Origin of the sequence: Micromonospora rubida, from assembly GCF_009908295.1 — a bacterium.
GTDB lineage: Bacteria > Actinomycetota > Actinomycetes > Mycobacteriales > Micromonosporaceae > Micromonospora > Micromonospora rubida.
Window position 1 is genome coordinate 399,615 of the sequence record NZ_JAAALO010000006.1, and the last position, 19,630, is coordinate 419,244.

17 protein-coding genes are annotated in these 19,630 nt (G+C 74.8%); 9 read left to right on the forward strand and 8 right to left on the reverse strand.

What is annotated here, in order from left to right; translation table 11 throughout:
- Window positions 1-22 precede the first annotated feature (22 nt).
- The 4 genes from GVV04_RS23630 to glnA form a co-directional block, all read right to left on the reverse strand.
- Window positions 23-3,364, reverse strand: coding sequence for an NACHT domain-containing protein (locus GVV04_RS23630; protein WP_161690484.1), 3,342 nt, complete (start codon window positions 3,362-3,364; stop codon window positions 23-25).
- Between the two features lie 67 nt (window positions 3,365-3,431).
- Complete coding sequence (locus GVV04_RS23635; RefSeq protein WP_161690498.1) at window positions 3,432-4,124, reverse strand: helix-turn-helix transcriptional regulator; 693 nt, start codon at window positions 4,122-4,124, stop codon at window positions 3,432-3,434.
- Between the two features lie 55 nt (window positions 4,125-4,179).
- Window positions 4,180-4,605 carry a DUF350 domain-containing protein gene (locus GVV04_RS23640; protein WP_161690500.1) on the reverse strand — a complete coding sequence of 142 codons (426 nt, stop codon included), beginning with the start codon at window positions 4,603-4,605 and terminating at the stop codon, window positions 4,180-4,182.
- A 103-nt stretch (window positions 4,606-4,708) separates the two neighbouring features.
- Entirely contained in the window at window positions 4,709-6,058 is a 1,350-nt protein-coding gene (glnA, locus tag GVV04_RS23645) for a type I glutamate--ammonia ligase (RefSeq protein WP_161690502.1), read from the reverse strand.
- A 246-nt stretch (window positions 6,059-6,304) separates the two neighbouring features.
- On the opposite strand from glnA, the gene GVV04_RS23650 reads away from it, so the two are divergent.
- Together GVV04_RS23650 and panB are read left to right on the forward strand one after the other, a co-directional pair.
- Entirely contained in the window at window positions 6,305-8,065 is a 1,761-nt protein-coding gene (locus tag GVV04_RS23650; RefSeq protein ID WP_161690504.1) for an NAD+ synthase, read from the forward strand.
- 143 nt (window positions 8,066-8,208) lie between these two features.
- Complete coding sequence (panB, locus tag GVV04_RS23655) at window positions 8,209-9,054, forward strand: 3-methyl-2-oxobutanoate hydroxymethyltransferase (protein ID WP_161690506.1); 846 nt, start codon at window positions 8,209-8,211, stop codon at window positions 9,052-9,054.
- Window positions 9,055-9,198: 144 nt separating this feature from the next.
- Here the strand turns inward: panB and npdG are convergent, their stop codons facing one another.
- From npdG to GVV04_RS23675, 4 genes are all read right to left on the reverse strand, one after another.
- A complete protein-coding gene (npdG, locus tag GVV04_RS23660) occupies window positions 9,199-9,897 on the reverse strand; it encodes an NADPH-dependent F420 reductase (protein ID WP_161690508.1) in 699 nt (232 codons plus the stop codon).
- Between the two features lie 98 nt (window positions 9,898-9,995).
- Window positions 9,996-11,429, reverse strand: coding sequence for an RNB domain-containing ribonuclease (locus GVV04_RS23665; protein WP_161690510.1), 1,434 nt, complete (start codon window positions 11,427-11,429; stop codon window positions 9,996-9,998).
- Between the two features lie 126 nt (window positions 11,430-11,555).
- A complete protein-coding gene (locus GVV04_RS23670) occupies window positions 11,556-12,404 on the reverse strand; it encodes a histone (RefSeq protein ID WP_235966727.1) in 849 nt (282 codons plus the stop codon).
- An 82-nt stretch (window positions 12,405-12,486) separates the two neighbouring features.
- The gene (locus tag GVV04_RS23675) at window positions 12,487-12,690 is read right to left on the reverse strand and encodes a hypothetical protein (protein WP_161690512.1); all 204 of its coding nucleotides are present in this window, start codon (window positions 12,688-12,690) and stop codon (window positions 12,487-12,489) included.
- 535 nt (window positions 12,691-13,225) lie between these two features.
- Here GVV04_RS23675 and GVV04_RS34505 point away from each other — a divergent pair.
- From GVV04_RS34505 to GVV04_RS23710, 7 genes are all read left to right on the forward strand, one after another.
- On the forward strand, window positions 13,226-13,603 hold the full coding sequence (locus tag GVV04_RS34505; RefSeq protein ID WP_328822533.1) for a M48 family metalloprotease: 378 nt from the start codon (window positions 13,226-13,228) through the stop codon (window positions 13,601-13,603).
- Between the two features lie 368 nt (window positions 13,604-13,971).
- A complete protein-coding gene (locus tag GVV04_RS23685; protein WP_201753969.1) occupies window positions 13,972-14,310 on the forward strand; it encodes a hypothetical protein in 339 nt (112 codons plus the stop codon).
- Entirely contained in the window at window positions 14,307-14,810 is a 504-nt protein-coding gene (locus GVV04_RS23690; RefSeq protein WP_328822535.1) for a roadblock/LC7 domain-containing protein, read from the forward strand. The genes GVV04_RS23685 and GVV04_RS23690 overlap by 4 nt, the downstream gene beginning before the upstream one ends.
- A gap of 136 nt (window positions 14,811-14,946) precedes the next feature.
- The gene (locus GVV04_RS23695; RefSeq protein WP_161690518.1) at window positions 14,947-15,723 is read left to right on the forward strand and encodes a nucleotidyltransferase domain-containing protein; all 777 of its coding nucleotides are present in this window, start codon (window positions 14,947-14,949) and stop codon (window positions 15,721-15,723) included.
- Between the two features lie 106 nt (window positions 15,724-15,829).
- Window positions 15,830-17,053, forward strand: a complete 1,224-nt coding sequence (locus GVV04_RS23700; RefSeq protein WP_161690520.1) for a S8 family peptidase — start codon at window positions 15,830-15,832, stop codon at window positions 17,051-17,053.
- 212 nt (window positions 17,054-17,265) lie between these two features.
- Window positions 17,266-17,868: a hypothetical protein gene (locus GVV04_RS23705; protein WP_161690522.1), complete on the forward strand. Its 603-nt coding sequence runs from the start codon at window positions 17,266-17,268 to the stop codon at window positions 17,866-17,868.
- A 251-nt stretch (window positions 17,869-18,119) separates the two neighbouring features.
- Window positions 18,120-19,628 (forward strand): SulP family inorganic anion transporter, encoded by a 1,509-nt coding sequence (locus GVV04_RS23710; protein WP_161690523.1) that lies wholly within the window; start codon window positions 18,120-18,122, stop codon window positions 19,626-19,628.
- The last annotated feature ends 2 nt before the right edge of the window (window positions 19,629-19,630 follow it).

Sequence of the window (19,630 nt, forward strand, 5' to 3'; positions counted from 1 at the left end):
CGTGCCGGCCGCTCGGCCGGCGTCAGGGACCAGCCTCGCCCGCGCCCACGACACCGTCCTGTCGGTGTTTCTCGCGGAGCACGGCCTCGTGCGACAGCTCACCCAGCCGTCGTGCGAGGCCGGGCCGGTGGCCGTCGTACCGGGCCGCGAAGTCGGTCGCCAGCCCGAGCGGCACCGACCGGCCCATACCGATCTCGTAGAGGCGTGCGAGCACGTCGACGGCGACGTCGTCGCTTCGCCACCCCTGGGAGAAGGCGCGCAGCGTGAGGCCAGCCTCGATGACCGCCTCGCCGATCCGCCGGTCGGCGGCCGGGTCCGCGCCCAGCGCCCGCTGCGCGCACCGGAACAGCGCGGCGGCCACCTCGGGGTACACCAGCAGAGCGGAGTCGTGGCAGGCGGACAGCACCTCGGCCACCACGTCGGCGGAGGCGTCGCAGTCCTCCGCCAGCCGGTCGAGCAGCAGCCGCAGGAAGGCGGCCCGGTCCCAGTTGGCGACCAGGTGTTCCGCGTCCAGCGCCACCCGGAGGCAGCGCAGGTACACGGTTCGCCGCTCCTGCCGGGTGGCCGAGCGCAGCGGCAGGAGCCAGGCGTCGACCAGCGCGTGGGCGGCCGAGGCGGCGACGCCGGACCCGGTGTCGGAGAAAACGGCGAGCGCCGTCGACAGCTTGTCGAACATCGGCTCCAGGGCGTGCACCACGACGGCGTCGTCCGGGTCGCAGGTCAGGTGGGCGTTGCGGCGCAACCGGGCGAGGCGCTCGCCCGGCAGCCCGTGGACGACTCCCCCGGGCAGGCCCAGCGCCCACGGCACGTCCAGCTCCGGCGGGGCGGCCAGCCGACCGTCCGCCCAGACCCGGACGTCCCGGCCCGCGCCGCCGCCGAGGCGCTCCAGCGCCAGCAGGTCACTCAGGCTCTCCCACTCCTCGCCGTCGAGCTGCGCACGCCACAGCCCCACCTGGGCCCGCCACCCGTCGACGGGGTCGGCGGCCTCCGGGAACAGCTCCCGCCCGGTCACCGCGTCGGCGGCGGCCAGGGCGAGCAGCAACAGGTTCGCCCCGTACGCGGCGTAGCGGGCGGGCACGGGCAGCCGCCGGGGGCGGTAGCCGTCGTACCGGCGGGTGCCGGCGGCGTGCGGGGCGGCGCGGAACAGCCGCAGCAGCAGGTCCGCCCAGGCGCGGCGGTGCGCCTCGTCCCGCCCGGCCAGCCACTCGGCGAGGAAGGCGAAGACGGTGGCCCGGGTACTGAGCACGGCGTACGACAGCAGGGCGTGCAGCAGGTCGTCGGAGACCGGCTCGCCGTCCCAGGACAGGCTGGCGGCGGCGTCCCGGGCCACCAGGTCGTCCACCAGCTGCCCGGCGAGCCGGGCGACCAGGTACTCGCCGAAGGTGGCGTGCAGGAACTCGTACGTCTCGCGTCGGCGCCCGGCGTCGTGGGCGCGGGAGCGGTGGACGAAGAAGAAGCGGCCCAGCACCACCTCTGCCGCCGCCAGCGGCGCCCGCAGCCCGGCCCGCTCCCCCGCGCCCGTCCCGCCGAACGACAGCGCCGCCAGGTCGGCGTCCAGCTCGGCCGAGCCGATCCACTGCGCGCGCCGGTTGAACATGGCGAACGCGACCACGGCCAGCCGGCGCAGCTCCGCCTCGACCGCCCGGTCCAGCTCCGGCTCCGGCAGGCCGTCGCGCTGCTTGGTCACCTCCCGCCGGGCGAAGCGGCGCAGCAGCCGCTCGTACAGCTCGCCGCGGCGCAGCTTCCCGGTGCGGCTCAGCTCGTTGCCCTCGGCGTCGTAGAGCGCCAGCATCAGCAGCAGCAACGGCTGCCCGGCCAGCTCCCGGTGCTCCAGCGCCGTCCCCCGGCCCAGCGGGCGCACGCCCCGCGCCCGGAAGGCGGCCTCGTTCACCCGGTTCCAGATCTCCAGCCACTCCCCGACCCGCGCGTCGTCGAAGGGCTCCAGCCGCACCGCCACCGCGCCGGGCGGCGGCTGCGCCCGGTCGGCCACGCTGGTGCGGCTGGTGACCAGCACCGCCACCGGGCGGCCCTGGTCGGCCTCCCGGCGCTGGAACGCCGCCACCCGGCGCAGGTAGTCGGTCTGGCTGACCCCGGTGGCCTGGAGCAGCTCGTCGAAGCCGTCGAGCAGCACCACCGGCAGCGCGTCGCCGGCCGAGCGGGCCAGCGCCGGCCAGTCGAGCCGCTCCCCGGTGGCGTCGCGAACCGCCTGCTCGATCTGGTCCTGGAGGTCACCGGCCGCGTACACGTCGCGCAGCACCACCCGGACCACCAGGAAGTCCGCCGCCGGCAGCCGGGCGGCGACGACCCGGGTCAGCAACGACTTGCCGGAGCCCGGCTGCCCGAGCACCAGCAGCGGCGCCCGGGTCGCGCCGGGCGAGGTGAGGTGCACGACGAGGGACTGCCACAGGTCGTCGCGCAGCGCCTGGCCGGCCCACCACGTCTCGTCGGCGGGCAGCGCCCCCGGGCCCAGCTCCGCGATCCGGCACAGCGGCGGGACGTACGCCTCGCCGAGCGTCGGCACGGTCAGTCCTTCCGGCACGTCCCCGGAGGAGATCACCGGCCGGCGCAGCTCGGCGGCGTACGCGGCGGCGAGCGCGGCGCGCCTGTCGTCCGGGGCCCGGCCCGTGGAGATCTCCGCCAGGGCCCGGTGCAGGTCGGCCAGCCCGACACAGAGGCGGCGCACCTCCTCCCGGGTCGCCTCGTGCTCGTCCAGGCCGAGCCAGAGGGACGCCTCGGGAAAGCCGACGGCGAGCCGGGTCAGCAGGTCGCGGTGCCGGTCGACCGCTGCCGGCGGCAGGTCGCGCAGTTCCCCTTCGACGCGCGCCCACCGTGTCGCGTCGAGGCGGTCGGCGACGGCGAGGCCCCGGAAGAAGACGACGACCCGGTCGGCCAGCCCGGCGTAGTAGGTGGTGAGCGCGGCGCGCAGCGTGCGGTAGGGCAGGTGCGGACCGGGCGCCGGGGCCGCCGTGCCGAACAGCGCCGCGACGAGGTCGCCCCCGGGGTCGCCGCCGGCCAGCCGCAGTTGCTCCTCCCGGGTGGGCCCGAGCCCGCCGAGGTCGGACGGGGCCCGCTCGCCCAGCACCTCGAAGAACGCGGTCACCGCGAGCACCGCGTGCGCCGCCTCCAGCCGTTGCGACCGCCCGTACCGGGACAGGCCGGAGCGCTTCTCCGCCGCGCCGCGCATCAGCTCGTGGCCGAGCCGGACGAACTCCGCCTTGGCGTCGAAGATCCCCAGCAGCGCCGGCACCGGGACCGCGGCGGCCAGCAGCGCGCCCCCGGTCAGCCTGTCGAACCAGCCGACCAGCCCGTTGTCCTGCCCACCGAGCAGGCGGACGGCGTCGGCGTAGCTGAGCGTGTCGGACACGCGGTCCTCCTCGGTGGCGGCGAAGCCGCCAGCATGCCCGGCCGGGGCATCCGGCGCTGTCGGGTTTTCAGGCCAGGCTGAGCGGGCGGACCCGCTCGGACGGGATGTCGAGGTCGTCGGGGCGCAGCTCCCGGGTGACCGGCTCCGGCAGCGCGGTCACCGAGCCGATCCGGTCCACCCGGAACGCGCGCAGGCCGTCGCGCAGGCGGCACCAGGCCAGCAGATACCAGTGCCAGGGGTTGCCGAGGAAGCCCAGCGGCTCCACGACCCGCTCGGTGACGGCCCCGGCCCGGTCGGCGTACCCGAGGCGCAGCACCCGGCGGGCGGTCACCGCGCCGGCGACGGCGGACGGGACGGGCGCGGCGGGCCCACCGCCGATGAGGTGCACCCGGCCGGCGAGCCGGCGGGCCTCTGCGGCGTCGGCGGGTGGCATCACCGCGAGCAGCTTGCGCAGCGCTGTGGTGCCCGCCTCGGTGAACGGGCCGCCGCCGAGGCGGTGCAGAGCCACGGCCATCGCCACCGCCTCGGCGGCGGTGAGGTTGACCGGCGGCAGGGTGTGCGCGCGGTCGACGACATAGCCGCCGGTGCGGCCGGCCTCCGCCCAGATCGGCACCCCGGCCTGCTGCAACGCGCCGATGTCGCGCTCGATGGTGCGCGAGCTGACCTCGAAGCGGTGGGCGAGCCAGCGGGAGCTGCGAGGCCGGGGCGACACCGCCCGCAGCTCCTCGACCAGCGCGTAGAGACGGTCCGTCCGGTTCACCCCCGCAGGTTAGCCGCCGGGTGCGACGAGGCCGGGTCAGGCGGGGCGGGCCGGGTCAGGCGATGCAGGCGCAGACGATCAGCGCGGCCCCGAAGTGGGTGGCGGCGCTGGCCCAGGCCGCCGGGTGCGGCTCCTCGGAGCAGATGACCTCGCCGAGCTTGCCCGGGGTGAGCAGGTCCAGCACGAAGAACGCCAGCGCCATGATCAACAGGCCGATCAGCCCGAAGATGATCGTGGAGGCCAGCCCCTTGCCGAAGTCGTCGTAGCTGGTGAGGACCGCGGTGAAGACGATACCGGCGATGCCGAGCTGGTTCGCGGCGAGCAGCAGCCCGGCGTTGGCGTTGCGTCGCACCCAGATCAGCTCGCGCAGCTTCCCCGGGGTGAGCAGGTCGACCAGGCCGAAGCCGGCCGCCATCAGACCCACCCCGACGACCCCGAACACGACGCTCTGCCAGGCTCCGCTGAGCAGGTCCTCCAGCACCGACTGCCTCCCGACCACCTACCGCCCGGCGGGGGTGCCGGCGCGGTGATCGAGACGATAGCGGCCCGCCGCAACCCCCGGCGGTCCGCGCCGGCGGCGGGCCCTACAGCGACAGGTAGCGCTGCCGCTCGTAGGGGGTTACCTCGCGGCGGTACTGCTCCCACTCGGCCCGCTTGTTGCGCAGGAAGAAGTCGAAGACGTGCTCGCCGAGCACCTCGGCGACCAGCTCGGAGCCGGCCATCACGTCGATCGCCTCGGACAGGTTCTCCGGCAGCGCCTCGTACCCCATGGCGCGGCGCTCGGCGCTGCTCAGCGACCAGACGTCGTCCTCGGCGCCCGGGGGCAGCTCGTAGCCCTCCTCGATGCCCTTGAGGCCGGCACCGAGCAGCATCGCGAAGGCCAGGTAGGGGTTGGTGGCCGAGTCCAGCGAGCGGACCTCGACCCGGGCCGAGTTCGGCTTGCCGTACGCGGGGACGCGGACCAGCGCGGACCGGTTCAGGTGCCCCCAGCAGACGTACGCGGGGCTCTCGGTGATCCGGTCCGGCAGCGCCAGCGGGAAGAGCCGCTTGTACGAGTTGACCCACTGGTTGGTGACCGCCGTGTACTCCCGGGCGTGCATGAGCAGCCCGGCGATGAACGACTTCGCCACCTTCGACAGCTTCATCGGGTCGGCGTTGTCGTGGAACGCGTTGCGCTCCCCCTCGAACAGCGACAGGTGGGTGTGCATGCCGCTGCCCGGCTGGTCGGTGAACGGCTTCGGCATGAAGCTGGCCTGCACCCCGGTGGAGAGGGCCACCTCCTTGACCACGTGCCGGAAGGTCATGATGTTGTCGGCGGTGGTCAGCGCGTCGGCGTAGCGCAGGTCGATCTCCTGCTGGCCGGGGGCGACCTCGTGGTGGCTGAACTCCACCGAGATGCCGATCCGCTCCAGGGCCAGCACGGCCTGGCGGCGGAAGTCCCGGGCCACCGCGTGGGTGGTGTGCTCGAAGTAGCCGCCGGTGTCGACCGGGACGGGCACCGAGCCGTCCTGCGGGCCGTTCTCCAGCAGGAAGAACTCGATCTCCGGGTGGGTGTAGAAGGTGAAGCCCTTCTCGGCGGCCTTGGACAGCATCCGGCGCAGCACGTGCCGGGGGTCGGCCCAGGACGGGCCGCCGTCGGGGAGCAGGATGTCGCAGAACATCCGGGCGCTCTCGCCGCTCACCCCGCCCTCGAAGGGGAACACCTGGAAGGTCGTCGGGTCGGGCATGGCCACCATGTCGGACTCGAAGACCCGGGCGAAGCCCTCGATCGCCGAGCCGTCGAACCCGATGCCCTCCTCGAAGGCCGCCTCCAGCTCGGCGGGCGCGACCGAGACGCTCTTGAGGGTGCCCAGCACGTCGGTGAACCACAGCCGGACGAACCGGATGTCCCGCTCTTCCAGCGTACGGAGGACGAACTCCTGCTGACGGTCCACTTCCACCCCTCGCGACACTGTTGCCCAGCACCGGCCGGGCCTGATCGCCCAGTCTCCACCGGGTCCTTTACGCAGACGTTACGCGACCTTTCCGGGCCGCGTCCTGTCGTGTCCCGCCACCTGGCGCGCGGGCCGGCGGACCCGCTCCCACGGGCCGGCGGCCCGGTCCCGGGACGCCCAGGCCGGTGGCCGCCGTCTCCCGCCGCCCGCCGTGTCGGGCCCGCCGGGCTGGGGCAAGATGAGGGCATGCCCACCCTGCGTCTCGCCCTGTCCCAGGTCAATCCGATCGTCGGCGACCTCGACGGCAATGCCGACCTGGTCCGCCGGTGGACCCGGCGGGCCGCCGACGCGGGCGCCCAGCTCGTCGTGTTCCCGGAGATGACGCTGACCGGATACCCGGTCGAGGACCTGGTCTTCCGTCGGTCCTTCGTGGCCGCGTCCCAGGCCGCGCTGCGCCGCCTCGCCGCCGACCTGGCCGCCGACGGCCTCGGCGAGCTGCCGGTGGTGGTCGGCTACCTGGACGCGGACGGCCCGCCGCAGGTCAGCGCCGACGCCCAGCCGGGCCACGGGGCCCGCAACGCCGCCGCCGTGCTGCACCGGGGCGAGGTGACGGCCACCTACTTCAAGCACCACCTGCCCAACTACGGCGTGTTCGACGAGGATCGCTACTTCGTCCCCGGCGACACGCTGACCGTGGTGCGGGTCGGCGGGGTGGACGTGGCGCTGACCATCTGCGAGGACCTGTGGCAGGCCGGCGGCCCGTTCGCGGTGGCCCGGCAGGCCGGGGTGGGCCTGGTGGTCACGATCAACGGCTCGCCGTACGAGCTGAACAAGGACGACGTCCGGCTACCGCTGGTGCGTCGCCGGGCCGCCGAGGCGGGCGCCACCGTGGCGTACGTCAACATGGTCGGCGCGCAGGACGAGCTGGTCTTCGAGGGCGACTCGATGATCGTGGGCGCGGACGGGACGCTGCTGACCCGCGCCCCGCAGTTCGTCGAGCACCTGCTGCTGCACGACGTCGAGCTGCCGGCGGCGCCGGAGCCGGTCGGCGGCACCGGGGAGCTGGAAGGCGGGATGCGGATCGTGCGCGCCACGGTCAGCGACCTGCTGCCGCCGGCCCCGGGCGGGGTGGCGGTCGGCGGGATCATCGAGCCGGCGGCCGACGAGGCCGAGGTGTGGCAGGCGCTGGTGCTGGGCCTGCGCGACTACGTCGACAAGAACCGGTTCCCGTCGGTGGTGCTGGGGCTCTCCGGCGGCATCGACTCGGCGGTGGTGGCGGCCCTCTCGGTCGACGCGCTCGGCCCGGACCGGGTGGTCGGGGTGTCGATGCCCAGCCAGCACTCCTCGGAACACTCCCGCGAGGACGCGGAGGACCTGGCCAAGCGCACCGGGCTGGACTACCGGGTGCAGCCGATCCAGCCGATGGTGGACACCTTCCTGGCGAACCTGTCGCTGTCCGGGCTGGCGGTGGAGAACCTCCAGGCCCGGGTGCGCGGGGTGCTGCTGATGGCGCTGTCGAACCAGGAGGGCCATCTCGTCCTCACCACCGGCAACAAGAGCGAGCTGGCGGTCGGCTACTCCACCCTGTACGGCGACTCGGTCGGCGGGTTCAACCCGATCAAGGACGTGTGGAAGACGCTGGTCTGGCGGCTGGCGAAGTGGCGCAACGCGGACGCCGCCCGCCGGGGCGAGACGCCGCCGATCCCCGAGAACTCGATCGGCAAGCCGCCGAGCGCCGAGCTGAGCCCCGGCCAGCTCGACAGCGACACCCTGCCCGACTACGACGTGCTCGACCCGATCCTGATCGGGTACGTCGACGGCGACCTCGGCCGGGCCGGGCTCGTCGAGTCCGGCCACGACCCGGCGGTCGTCGACCGGGTGCTGCGGATGGTGGACACCGCCGAGTACAAGCGCCGCCAGTCGGCGCCCGGCACGAAGATCTCGATGAAGGCGTTCGGGCGGGACCGCCGGCTGCCGATCACCAACCGCTGGCGCGAGGACGGCTGACCCGGCGCGGGTACGCCCGGCGGCCGACCCGTGCCGCCGGGGAGTGAGATCCTGCACTGACGCCTCCCGCCGCCGCCCGCCCGGTGCGACGATCGCGGCAGAACCCGGGGACCGCGAAGGCGGCCTCGAGGAAGGAGACAGTCATGGTGGAGTCCACCCCGACCGAGGTGACGGCGCTGTACGGCGGCCCGGCCACCCGGCGGGTCCGCACCCGCGACCTGCTCGCCGCCAAGGAACGCGGCGAGCGGTGGTCGATGCTGACCTCGTACGACCAGTACACGGCGTCGATCTTCGACGCCGCCGGCATCCCGGCGCTGCTGGTCGGCGACTCGGCGGCGAACAACGTCTTCGGCTACGAGACGACGCTGCCGGTGACCGTCGACGAGCTGCTGCCGCTGGTCCGCGCGGTGGTGCGGGCCACCCGGCAGGCGCTGATCGTCGGCGACCTGCCGTTCGGCTCGTACGAGGAGGGGCCGACGCAGGCGCTGCGCACCGCGGTCCGGTTCATGAAGGAGGGCGGCTGCCACGCCGTGAAGTTGGAGGGCGGCCGGCGCTGCGCGGCGCAGATCGCCGCGATCGTCGACGCCGGCATCCCGGTGATGGCGCACATCGGCTTCACCCCGCAGCGCGAGCACACCCTCGGCGGGTACCGGGTGCAGGGGCGGGGCGACGCGGCCGACGACGTGCTCGCCGACGCGCGGGCGGTGACCGAGGCGGGCGCGTTCGCGGTGGTGCTGGAGATGGTGCCGGGCGAGGTGGCCGGGCGGGTCACCGCGGAGCTGCCGATCCCGACCGTCGGTATCGGGGCCGGCCCGGGCACCGACGCGCAGGTGCTGGTCTGGCAGGACATGGCCGGCCTGCGCACCGGGAAGGCCCCGCGCTTCGTGAAGCGCTACCTCGACCTGGCCGGCGCGCTGACCGACGCCACCCGCCGGTTCGCCGACGAGGTCCGCGGCGGCGAGTTCCCCGCCGCCGAGCACACCTTCTGACCGGTACGCCGATGCGGTGACCGCGGGGTGGGCGCCCACCCCTCGGTCACCGCGCCCGCGCGTGGTCACGCCGCCGCCATCCGTTGCCCGGCGCCGGTGGCCCCGGTGGGAAGCTGCCCGCCCGGGATCTCCCGCCCCGGCGGCTCAGAGGTCGGTGACCCGGATGCCGGCGTGCGCCTTGTAGCGCTTGTTGATGGCGATCAGGTTGGCCGTGAACGCCTCGATCTGGTGGGCGTTGCGCAGCCGGCCGGCGTAGATCCCGCGCATGCCGGGGATCCGGGCCGCGAGCGCCCCCACGACGTCCACCAGCTCGCGGTCCTCGGTGCAGATCAGCACGTCGAGGTCGATCCGTTCGACCTCCGGGTCGGCCAGCAGCGGCGCGCTGACGTGGTTGAACGCGGCGCAGACCCGGGAGTCGGGCAGCAGCCCGGCGGCCTGCTGGACGGCGCTGCCCTCGGCGACGGGCAGCGCGTACGGGCCCTGCTTGTCGAAGCCGAGCGGGTTCACGCAGTCGATGACGATCTTGCCGGCGAGCGGCTGCGCGAGGGCGGCGACGGTGGCGGCGTGACCGTCCCACGGCACCGCGATCACCACCACGTCGCTGCGGCGGGCCACCTCGTCGTTGTCGCCGCCGGTGACGGTCGCGCCGGACGGCACGCCGGGCATGACGGCGATCTCCTCGGCGGCCTGCGCGGCCCGCCCGGCGGACCGGGAGCCGATCAGCACGGTCTGCCCGGCCCGGGCGAACCGGTAGGCCAGGCCCCGGCCCTGGTCGCCGGTGCCGCCGATGATCCCGACGGTCAGCCCGGACACGTCGGGCTGCGTGCTCGCGTCGTATGCCATGCGCCCATCCTCGCAAACGGCCCGCCGCTCCGGCGATGCCCGCCGATGTGAGAATCTTCGCTGGCTGCGGATCGCGCGCTCAGGCCAGCGGATCGCGCTCAGGCCAGCGCGAAGAGGACCTTCCGGGCAACCGGGTCGGCGGTGACCAGGCGGACCCGGACCCGCTCCCCCAGCGGCAGCTCGCCCGTGCAGCGGGCCCGCACCGGCGGGGAGTCCAGGGCCACCGTGCCGCCGGGCTGCCGGCCCGGCTTCGGCTGGCCGTTCGGCGAGGTGTCCACGTCGAGCACCGCCGCGTCGAACGTCTCGCCGACCCGGTGCTCCAGCAGCACCGCCTCGGCCAGCTCGACCGCGCCCCGGGTGGCCGCGCCTGCGGCCCGGTCGGTCACGGCCATCACCTCCGGCAGCTTCGGCAGCGCCGCCCGGGCCCAGTCGGGCACCGCCCGCCCCTCGTGCAGGGCCAGGCAGACCTCGGTGGCGTACCGGTCGGCCAACCGGCGCAGCGGCGCGGTGACGTGGGCGTACGCGGCGGCGACCCCGCCGTGCTGCGGCTGGTCGGGCGGCACGCCGTCGAACGCCGTGTACGCGGCGCCGCGCATCAGCTCGGCCGCCTGGTCGACGAACGCCGCCGCCCGGGGCTTCGAGGCGTCCAGCCCGGCCAGCACCTCGCCCACGCCCACGCCGGCCGGCCAGTCGACGCCGAGCGCGGCGGCTGCGGTGTGCAGCCGGGCCACCGCCTCCGGCTTCGGCGCCGGCATGGTGCGCAGCAGCCCGATCCCGCCGGCCAGCATGAGGTCGGCGGCGGCCATCCCGGTGAGCAGGGAGATCTGGGCGTTGTGGTCCTCCATCGGCACCGGCCCGCGCAGCACCAGCCGCCAGCCGTCGCCGTCCGCCTCGACGTCCTGCTCCGGCAGCGGCAGGTTCACCGCGCCCCGGCGCAGTCCGCGCGCGGTGAGCAGGGCGCCGATCTCGGGCAGCAGAGCAATCGGCTCGGGCAGCCGCCCGGCGTCGGCGTCGGCCTGCACGCCCGCGTAGTCCAGCTTGGCGCGGCTGCGCACCAGGGAACGTTCCAGCGTGACGGCGACCGTGTCGCCGTCGGGGCCGAGGTCGATGGTCCACACCACGGCCGCCCGGTCCTCGCCCGGCAGCAGGCTGGCCGCGCCCTCGCTCAGGGTGTGCGGGTGCAGGGGCACATTGCCGTCGGGCAGGTACACGGTCTGCCCCCGCCGCCACGTCTCCTCCTCCAGCGCGCCGCCGGGGCGCACGTGCGCGGCGACGTCCGCGATCGCGTACCGGACCCGGAAGCCGCCGCCGGGGCGGCGGGCGAGGTGCATCGCCTGGTCGAGGTCCCGCGAGGCGGCCGGGTCGACGGTCACGAACGGGACGTCGGTGCGGTCGGCGGCGGGCCGGGGTGGCGCGGCCGCCGCCGCCTCGGCCTCACGCTGCGCCGCGGGCGGGAACTGCTCGGGCAGCCCCAGCTCGCGGCGCAGCGCGCTGAAGTCGATACGGGGCGCCAGTACACGTCGGATCACCACGGGGTCAATCCTGACAGCGGAACGGGCGATCCGCTCCCCCGCCACCTCGCGGGCCCGCCGCCCGGTCCACGTACCCCGGTGCGGGTGGCGGGCCGGCGACGGGCGGTCAGCAGCGGGCGGCTGCGCTCAGCCGGCGGCCTTGCGGGCCGTCGCCCGGGTGCCGCGCGGCGCGCTCGCGCGAGCCGCCGCCGTCCGGGGCACCGCCGTCCGGGCTGTCGCCGTCCGGGGCGCAGCCGTGCGGGCCGTCGCCTTCTTCGCCGTGGTCTTCTTCGCCGTGGTCTTCTTCGCCGGGGCCTTCTTCGCCGCCGCCTTGCGGGTGGTGCTCGACGAGGTGGCGGTCGCCTTCTTCGCCGGGGCCTTCTTCGCGGCGGCCTTGCGGGCGCCGCCGGTGGGCCGGGTCGAGGCGGTCTTCTTCGCGGCGGTCGTCTTCTTCGCGGCGGTGGTCTTCTTCGCGGCGGTGGTCTTCTTCGCCGGGGCCTTCCTGGCCACGGTGGTCGTCGTCTTCTTCGCCGCCGGCGCCTTCGTCGCCCCGGCCTTCGCCGCGGTGGCCTTCGTCGCCCCGGCCTTCCTCGCCGGGGTGCCTGCGGCGGCGGCCGTGGTCCGCTTCGTCGCCGGGCCTGCGGCGGCGGTCGTCTTCTTCGCCGTGCTCTTCGAGGCCGGGGCCTTCTTCGCGGCGGTCTTCGAGGCCGGGGCCTTCTTCGCCGTGGTCTTCGAGGCCGGGGCCTTACGTGTGACGATCTTCGTCGCGGCGGCCTTCCTCGCGACCGCCGTCTTCGCCGGCACCCGGCCCGCCCCGGCGCCGGAGGCGTTGGGGGACGCCTTGGTCACGGTCGACCCCCGGGCCGCGCCGGCCGTCCCCGAGGGGCGCGCGGCCGTGGCACGGGTCCCGCCCGCGGCCTGCCCGGCCGTAGCGGTCTTCTTCGCGGGCGTACGTTTGGCGGCCGGGCGGGCGGTGGCCTTCTGTGCTTCGGCCATCTGGGTTCCCTCCTTGGGGACATTCGCTCGCGTGCCGCCTCGCGGGGCACGGAGTTCCTCGACACGGGCGGTCCCGCGCCGCTTATCTGTCCTCCCCGGCCCAACGGGCGTCTGCGGCGTCCCACGCGTCGTTACGCTCCCGCACCTGTTGCAGGGCGTTCTCCGCGTCGGCTGCCGAGGCGTACGGACCGAGCACGTGCCGCGCCGCGCAGACGTCGGCATCGGTCTCGACCCGGTGGTGTCGGGTGCACCAGTAGTAGTGCCCACCACTTCCGCTGTCGCTCATGGGATCACTGTGCACCGCGAACCGCCCGGCCGCCACCGGTTCAACCAGAACCGGTAGCGGCTTCCACAGTAGACGTGCTGGTCAGCGGCCGGGCCGGAACCGCGAAACCCGCCAAACCGGATGCGTCGCGCCCCCGCCGGGCGGCCCGGGCCCGCCGTCGGGGCGGCCACGAAAGGCTGGGCGGGGCAGCCGGGCGGCGGGCGATGGCGCACAATCCCGGGGTGCGACACGGAGGACGACGCGAGACCGGAACGGCTGCTGTGCCGCACCTGACCGCCGAGCCGACGGCCGTCCCCTGCCCCCGCTGTGCCACACCGACGGTGCCCACCGGGATGCCACTCCCTGGTGCGCCAGCTGCGAGTGGCAGCTCGACGCCTACGACCCGCACCGGCGCCCGGCGGAGTTCGGCTGGCCGTGGGTCGACCGCCGGACGTATCGGCTCGCCTTCCGGCTGGCCCGCGGGCAGTTCGACCGGCTGGTCGGTCGACCGCTCGACGCGCCGGGAGGCGGCGCGGCGACGCCGCACGTCATCGGCGTGGACGGCGCACTCAACGCGTACGCGACGGCGGTGGGGCCGCGCCGACGGCGGGTGCTCTGTCTGGGGCTGCCGCTGTGGGGCTCACTTCCGGCCCAGGAGCGGGTCGCCCTGCTCGGGCACGAGCTGGGCCACTTCGTCAACGGCGATCCCCGCCGGTCGCTGCTCACGCCCGCGTTCACCATGCTCGGCGCGGCGGCCGACCTGCTGAGGCCGGTGCGCACCGTATCCGGGGGCGGGTTGCTGGAGCAGGCGGGCGAAGCGATCGGCTGGGCGTTCGGGTGGGTGCTGTCGCGGCTGCTGTTCGGCGTACACCTGGTGTTGGTGGCGGTGGCGCGGAGCTGGCCCGTGAGCACGAGCGGGTCCGCCAGGCGGTGAGCTGGTCGGCCTGACGGCGGCGTCGGAGAAGGCCACGAGGGTCGGAGAAGGCCACGAGGGTCGGCGGAGGGACCACTGCCCCATACCGCCCGACCTGGGGAACTTCATATCAGCTGGACCCGAGATCAACCATCCGTCGGAGCGTCCCACTTACGGGACTGGCGGGACCAGTCCCTTCGTCCGCTCAGGTCGATGCGACCACCCTCGGGTGCGCCGGAACCGGCCATGTGCGAGCCTCGTCGGAGCATTTTCACGGCGTCGCGCCACCTGTCATCGAGGGGTGACCCTCGGTACGAGACGGTGGCGCCGGCCCGTCATAGCTGGGGAGATGAACTGTGGCGAATCTTGACATCGCGCTAAAGAGTGCGATGAGTATCGATGGGGCGATCGGGGTGGCCCTCGTCGATTACAACAGCGGCATGACGCTCGGCGTGGCCGGCGGCACCGGGGAGATCGACCTGACCGTCGCCGCCGCCGGCAACACCGACGTGGTACGCGCCAAGATGCGCACCATCGAGATGCTGAACCTCAACGACGAGATCGAGGACATCCTCATCACGCTCGGCAGCCAGTACCACCTGATCCGGCCGGTGAACAGCCGCACCGGCAAGGGGCTCTTCCTGTACCTGATGGTGAGCAAGAGCCGGGCCAACCTGGCGATGGCCCGTCACCAGCTGCGCACCATCGAGGAGAACCTGGAGTTGTGAGCGGACAGGACAACACCGGGACGATCCTCCCCCGCCGCACCGCCCGACCGCCCGAGGGGATGCCACCGCCCCGGTCGCTCCCGCCGTCGCTCGCCGGGAACCCGGCGCTGCCGTACCCGCAGATCGGTCAGGCGCTGGCCGAGCTGCGGTTGGAGATCCCCGGGGTGCACGGCTGCGTGCTGGGCGGCGTGGACGGTCTGATGATCACCCACAACATGCAGACCGACGTCGACCCCAACGACCTGGCGGCGCTCGCGGCGACCACGTACGGCCTGGGTCGTCAGGTCGGCCTGCGGCTGGGGCAGGGCGACTTCCAGCAGTCCACCGTCCGCAACGCGCTCGGCTACCTGAGCGTCTACGCGGTCAGCGCGCAGGCGCTGCTGGCCGTGGTCGGGGCTGACACCATCAACGTGGCCCGGCTGCACCTGCACGCCCCGCCGGTGGCCGAGCGGCTCGCCGCCCTGCTCGACGGCGTGACGCCGACCTCCTGGCGGCGGTGACCCGGCGCTTGCCGGCGAGCTGACGGCCGGGGAGCACGCGGCACCGCCACGGTCCGGCCGTGCCGACGCCGCAACCGGTCGGCCCCTCATGCCGGCCCGGGGCCATCCGCCCCGGGCCGGCACGCCACAATGCGGCATGGACCCGGACGTACGGCGGTACCTGACCGACCTCGTCGGGGCGGCCCGCGACGTGCTCGGCGCCGACCTGCTGGGGGCGTACGCGGCCGGCTCGGTCGCCCTCGGCGCGTACCAGGCGGGACGCAGCGACGTCGACGTGGCGCTGGTCTGCGCGCACGCCCTGACCGACGGGCGCAAGCGGGAGCTGGTGGCCCGGCTGCGGCACGAGGCGCTGCCCTGCCCCGCGCGCGGGTTGGAGCTGGTCGTCTACCGGCGGGAGGTGGCCCGCTCCGGCACCCCTGAGCCGGGCTTCGAGGTCGAGCTGAACACCGGCGCCCGGATGCCGTTCCGGGTGACCTGGTCCGGCGGCGGGCGGGCGGCGGCGGACGGCCGGTTCTGGTACGGGCTGGACCGCAGCATCCTGCACCACGGCGGGCTGGCCCTGACCGGGCCCCCGGCGGCGGAGACGTTCGCCGACCTGACGCCGGCCGACCTGCGCCGGCTGCTGGTGGACGCGCTGACCTGGTGGCTCGCGCTGCCGACGCCGCCCGGCGACGCGCCGGCGGCCGGCGCCGAGGACGCCGTGCTCGGCGCCTGCCGCTCGCTGGCGCGCTGCCGCGACGGGGTGTGGCTGCCCAAGGTCGCGGCCGGCCGGCGGCTGGTGGAGCGGGGGCATCCCGAGGCGGCGCTGATCGAGCGGGCGATCGCCGCCCGGCACGGCGGCCCGCCGCCGGGCGGCCAGGCCGCGCGGGCCTTCCAGCGGGCCGTCCTCGACGAGCTGCGCGCGATGCTATGACCTTACTGGTATATAGCCAGACGTGGATCTATCGATAGCCTGTCATCACGATCTCGGACCGCGTACGACCAGCTCCGACGCGGTCGACGACAGAGGAGACCGACAGATGACGCTCCCCCGCAAGGTCGCTGCCCTCGGCGTGCTGACCGTATCGGCGATGGCCTCGGCCATGATCGGCGGCCCGGCGACCGCGGCACCGACGACCGGTGAGATCCGCTCCGCCGGCGGTGCCACCGCCGTCCCCTCCAGCTACATCGTCGTTCTGAACGACACCGCCGTCGGCGGCAAGGCCGGCACCCAGGTCGCCGCCGTCACCAACTCCGCGGACAAGCTCGCGAAGCGCTACGGCGGCGACGTCGCCCAGGTGTACGGCGAGGCGCTCAACGGCTTCGAGGCGCGGCTGTCCGAGGCCGCCGCCAAGCGGCTGGCCGCCGACCCGGCGGTCGCCTGGGTCGAGCAGAACCACAAGGTCACCGTCGAGACCACCCAGACCAACCCGCCGTGGGGCCTGGACCGGATCGACCAGGTCAACCTGCCGCTGGACAGCGCCTACAGCTACACCACCACCGGGTCGGGCGTCACCGCGTACATCATCGACACCGGCATCCGGATCGCCCACAACCAGTTCGGCGGGCGGGCCGTCGACGGCTACGACGCGGTCGACAACGCCCTGCCGGCCGCCGACTGCAACGGCCACGGCACCCACGTCTCCGGCACGGTCGGCGGCTCGACGTACGGCGTCGCCAAGAGCGTCCGGCTGGTGGCCGTGCGGGTGCTCGACTGCGCCGGCAGTGGCACCAACGCCGGCGTCATCGCCGGGGTCAACTGGGTGACCTCCAACCACCAGGCCGGCCAGCCGGCGGTGGCGAACATGAGCCTCGGCGGCGGGCTCAACGCGGCGTTGAACACCGCCGTGGCGAACTCCGTCGCCGACGGCGTCACCTACGCGGTGGCCGCCGGCAACTCCAACGCCAACGCCTGCAACTACTCGCCGGCCGCCGTCGCCAGCGCCATCACCGTCGGCGCGACGCAGAGCAACGGCGCCCGCGCGTCGTACTCGAACTACGGCACCTGCGTGGACATCTTCGCGCCGGGCACCAGCGTCCTGTCCGCCTGGTACACCAGCAACACGGCGACCAACACCATCAGCGGCACCTCGATGGCCTCCCCGCACGTGGCCGGCGGCGCCGCCCGCGTCCTGCAGAGCCACCCGACCTGGACCCCGGCCCAGGTGGCCTCGCACCTGGTCTCCACGGCCAGCACCGGCACGGTGACCAGCCCGGGCACCGGCTCCCCGAACCGCCTCCTGTACCTCGCCCCCACCAGCTGATCACCCCACCCCTGGTGCGGCCCCGGAGCGCTCGATCGCTCCGGGGCCGCACCGTGTCCGGCGTCAGACCGGGACGGCGGCGGCCGGCCGCCGGCCCTGACAGCCCCGTTCACCTGCTGAAACGGGCGTAACCGATGTCCCCGGCGGCGGGTTGGTCCCCACGACGCGGGTGCGCGGTCCCGCAGGCACGCGTCGTGGGCTGGGGGTGAGCGATGCAGCGCAGACTCGTCGCCGTCGCCCCGCTGCTCGCCTGCGTGCTCCTGCTGCACCTCGGCTTCGCCTGCCGCCCACCGCCCGCTCCGGCCGTCCAGGGGCTCGTCGCGACCCATGCCCAGACGTCGGTCGACGCGCCGGCTCCCGAGGCGCGAGCCGCCGTCGCCGCGCCACCTACGCGGACCGGCACCGCGCCGCGCCAGGTACGGCTCAGCCTCGCCCCGTATTTCGCGCAGGCCGACCTGGCCCCGGTTCCCGCGCGGGCCGACCTCACCCCTGCTCCCGCGCGGGCCGACCGTGCCCAGGTTCCCGCGCGGGCCGACCGGTTGTGGTTCGCGACGTACCTCGACGTGACCAACCCAGCCGCGCGGACCGGCCGGTCGCCGCAGGGGACCGTGGTGGCGAGCTTCGACGGCAGGGCGTGCGGGTCGGTCACCCGCCCCGGGCGGAGCAACCCGACGACCGACCGCCGCGATCCGGTCAATCAGGAGGCGTCGACGCCGCCCGACGTGCCGTGCCGCAGGGACAACACCGCCGACGGGCGTCCGCTCACTGCGGACGCGGCCCCCGACCCGATCCGGCTGAGCATCCTGCGCTGCTGACCGGCCCGCTCCGGGCGTCACCGCCGCAGCCACCCGCCCGCCCTCCCAGGTCGGCCGACGGGACGGGCGGCGACAGCGACTCAGCCCGGAAACGTCGGAGCAGCCCACCGCATATCGCCGACCACGCGGTCGCCCGCCGACCACGCGCACCTCCGCCCCCGCACCGCCGACGGCCCGTCGGCGGTATGCCCGGTCTCCGCCGGGCGGTGGTGCGCAACCCGTTGCTCCCCCGCTGCCTCACGGAGTGGACCATGCTGCTTTCCGCCCAGTCCTGGCGCTCGCTGCGCGCCGACCTACCCGCCTCCCTCGTCGTCTTCCTCGTCGCGCTGCCGCTCTGCGTGGGCATCGCCGTCGCCTCCGGCGTACCCGCCGAACTGGGCCTGGTCACCGGCGTGGTCGGCGGCCTGGTCGTGGGGTTCATGCCCGGCAGCAGCATGCAGGTCAGCGGCCCGGCGGCCGGGCTGACCGTGCTGGTCGCCGAGGCCGTGGACCGCTACGGGCTGGCCGGCCTCGGCACGATCGTGCTGGTCGCCGGGCTGCTCCAGGTCTGCCTCGGGCTGCTGCGGCTCGGCCGCTGGTTCCGGGCCATCTCCGTGGCCGTGGTGCAGGGCATGCTCGCCGGCATCGGCCTGCTGCTCATCGCCGGTCAGCTCCACGTCCTCGCCGGTGGCACCGCGCCGCCTTCCGGGCTGGGCAAGTTCACCGCCCTGCCCGGGCTGGCGGGCGACCTCGTCACCTCCGCCACGGCCCGGCTCTCGCTCGCCGTCGGCGTGGCCACCCTCGTGGTCATGGCGCTCTGGGACGCCCTGCCCGGCCGGCTCCGGGCGGTCCCCGGCGCGCTGGTCGCCGTGGCGGCCGCGACCGGGGTGACCGCCGCCCTGAGCCTGCCGGTGCACACCATCCAGGTCGAAGGACTGCTCGCGGCGGTGCGGCCCTCCCCCGGGGACTGGGGCACGCTGGCGGACCTGGGCGTCCTCGCCACCGTCGCGACGTTCACCCTGGTCGCCTCGGCGGAAAGCCTGTTCAGCGCGGCGGCGGTCGACCGGCTGCACCAGGGCCCGCGCACCGACTTCGACAGGGAACTCGTGGCGCAGGGCGCCGGCAACACCGTCTGCGGCCTGCTGGGCGCGCTGCCGATGACGGCGGTCATCGTACGCAGCTCCGCGAATGTGCGGGCCGGCGCGCGGACGAAGGCATCCCGGGTGCTGCACGGGGTGTGGCTGCTGCTGTTCGCCGTCGCCGCGCCCGGCCTGCTCGGGCTGATCCCGCTGCCCGCGCTCGCGGCCGTGCTCGTCCACGCCGGGGTCAAGCTGCTGCCGCTGCGGGCGGTGCCGGAGCTGTGGCGGGGGCACCGGGGTGAGGTGGTGGTGCTGGCGGTGACCGCCGTGTCCATCGTCACCACCGACATGTTCGTCGGCGTGCTCGTCGGCCTCGGCCTGGCCATCGTCAAGACGGCGTGGGAGACGTCCCACGTGCGGGTCACCGTGCGGGACGGCCCGGCCGGGCCGATCGACGTCGTGATCTCCGGGAACGCGACGTTCCTGCGGCTGCCTACGATCCTCACCACGCTGAACGGGCTGCCGCCCGACCGGACCGTACGGCTGGACCTGCGCGGCCTGCGGCACGTGGACCTCGCCTGCCGGTCGGCGCTGGACGCCTGGATAGAGACGCACAACGGCAACGCGGGGGTGTCCGTGCAGATCGTCGCCCCGCGCCCCGCCGACGACGACCGGAGCCGGACGGTCGACGCCACCGAGTGACC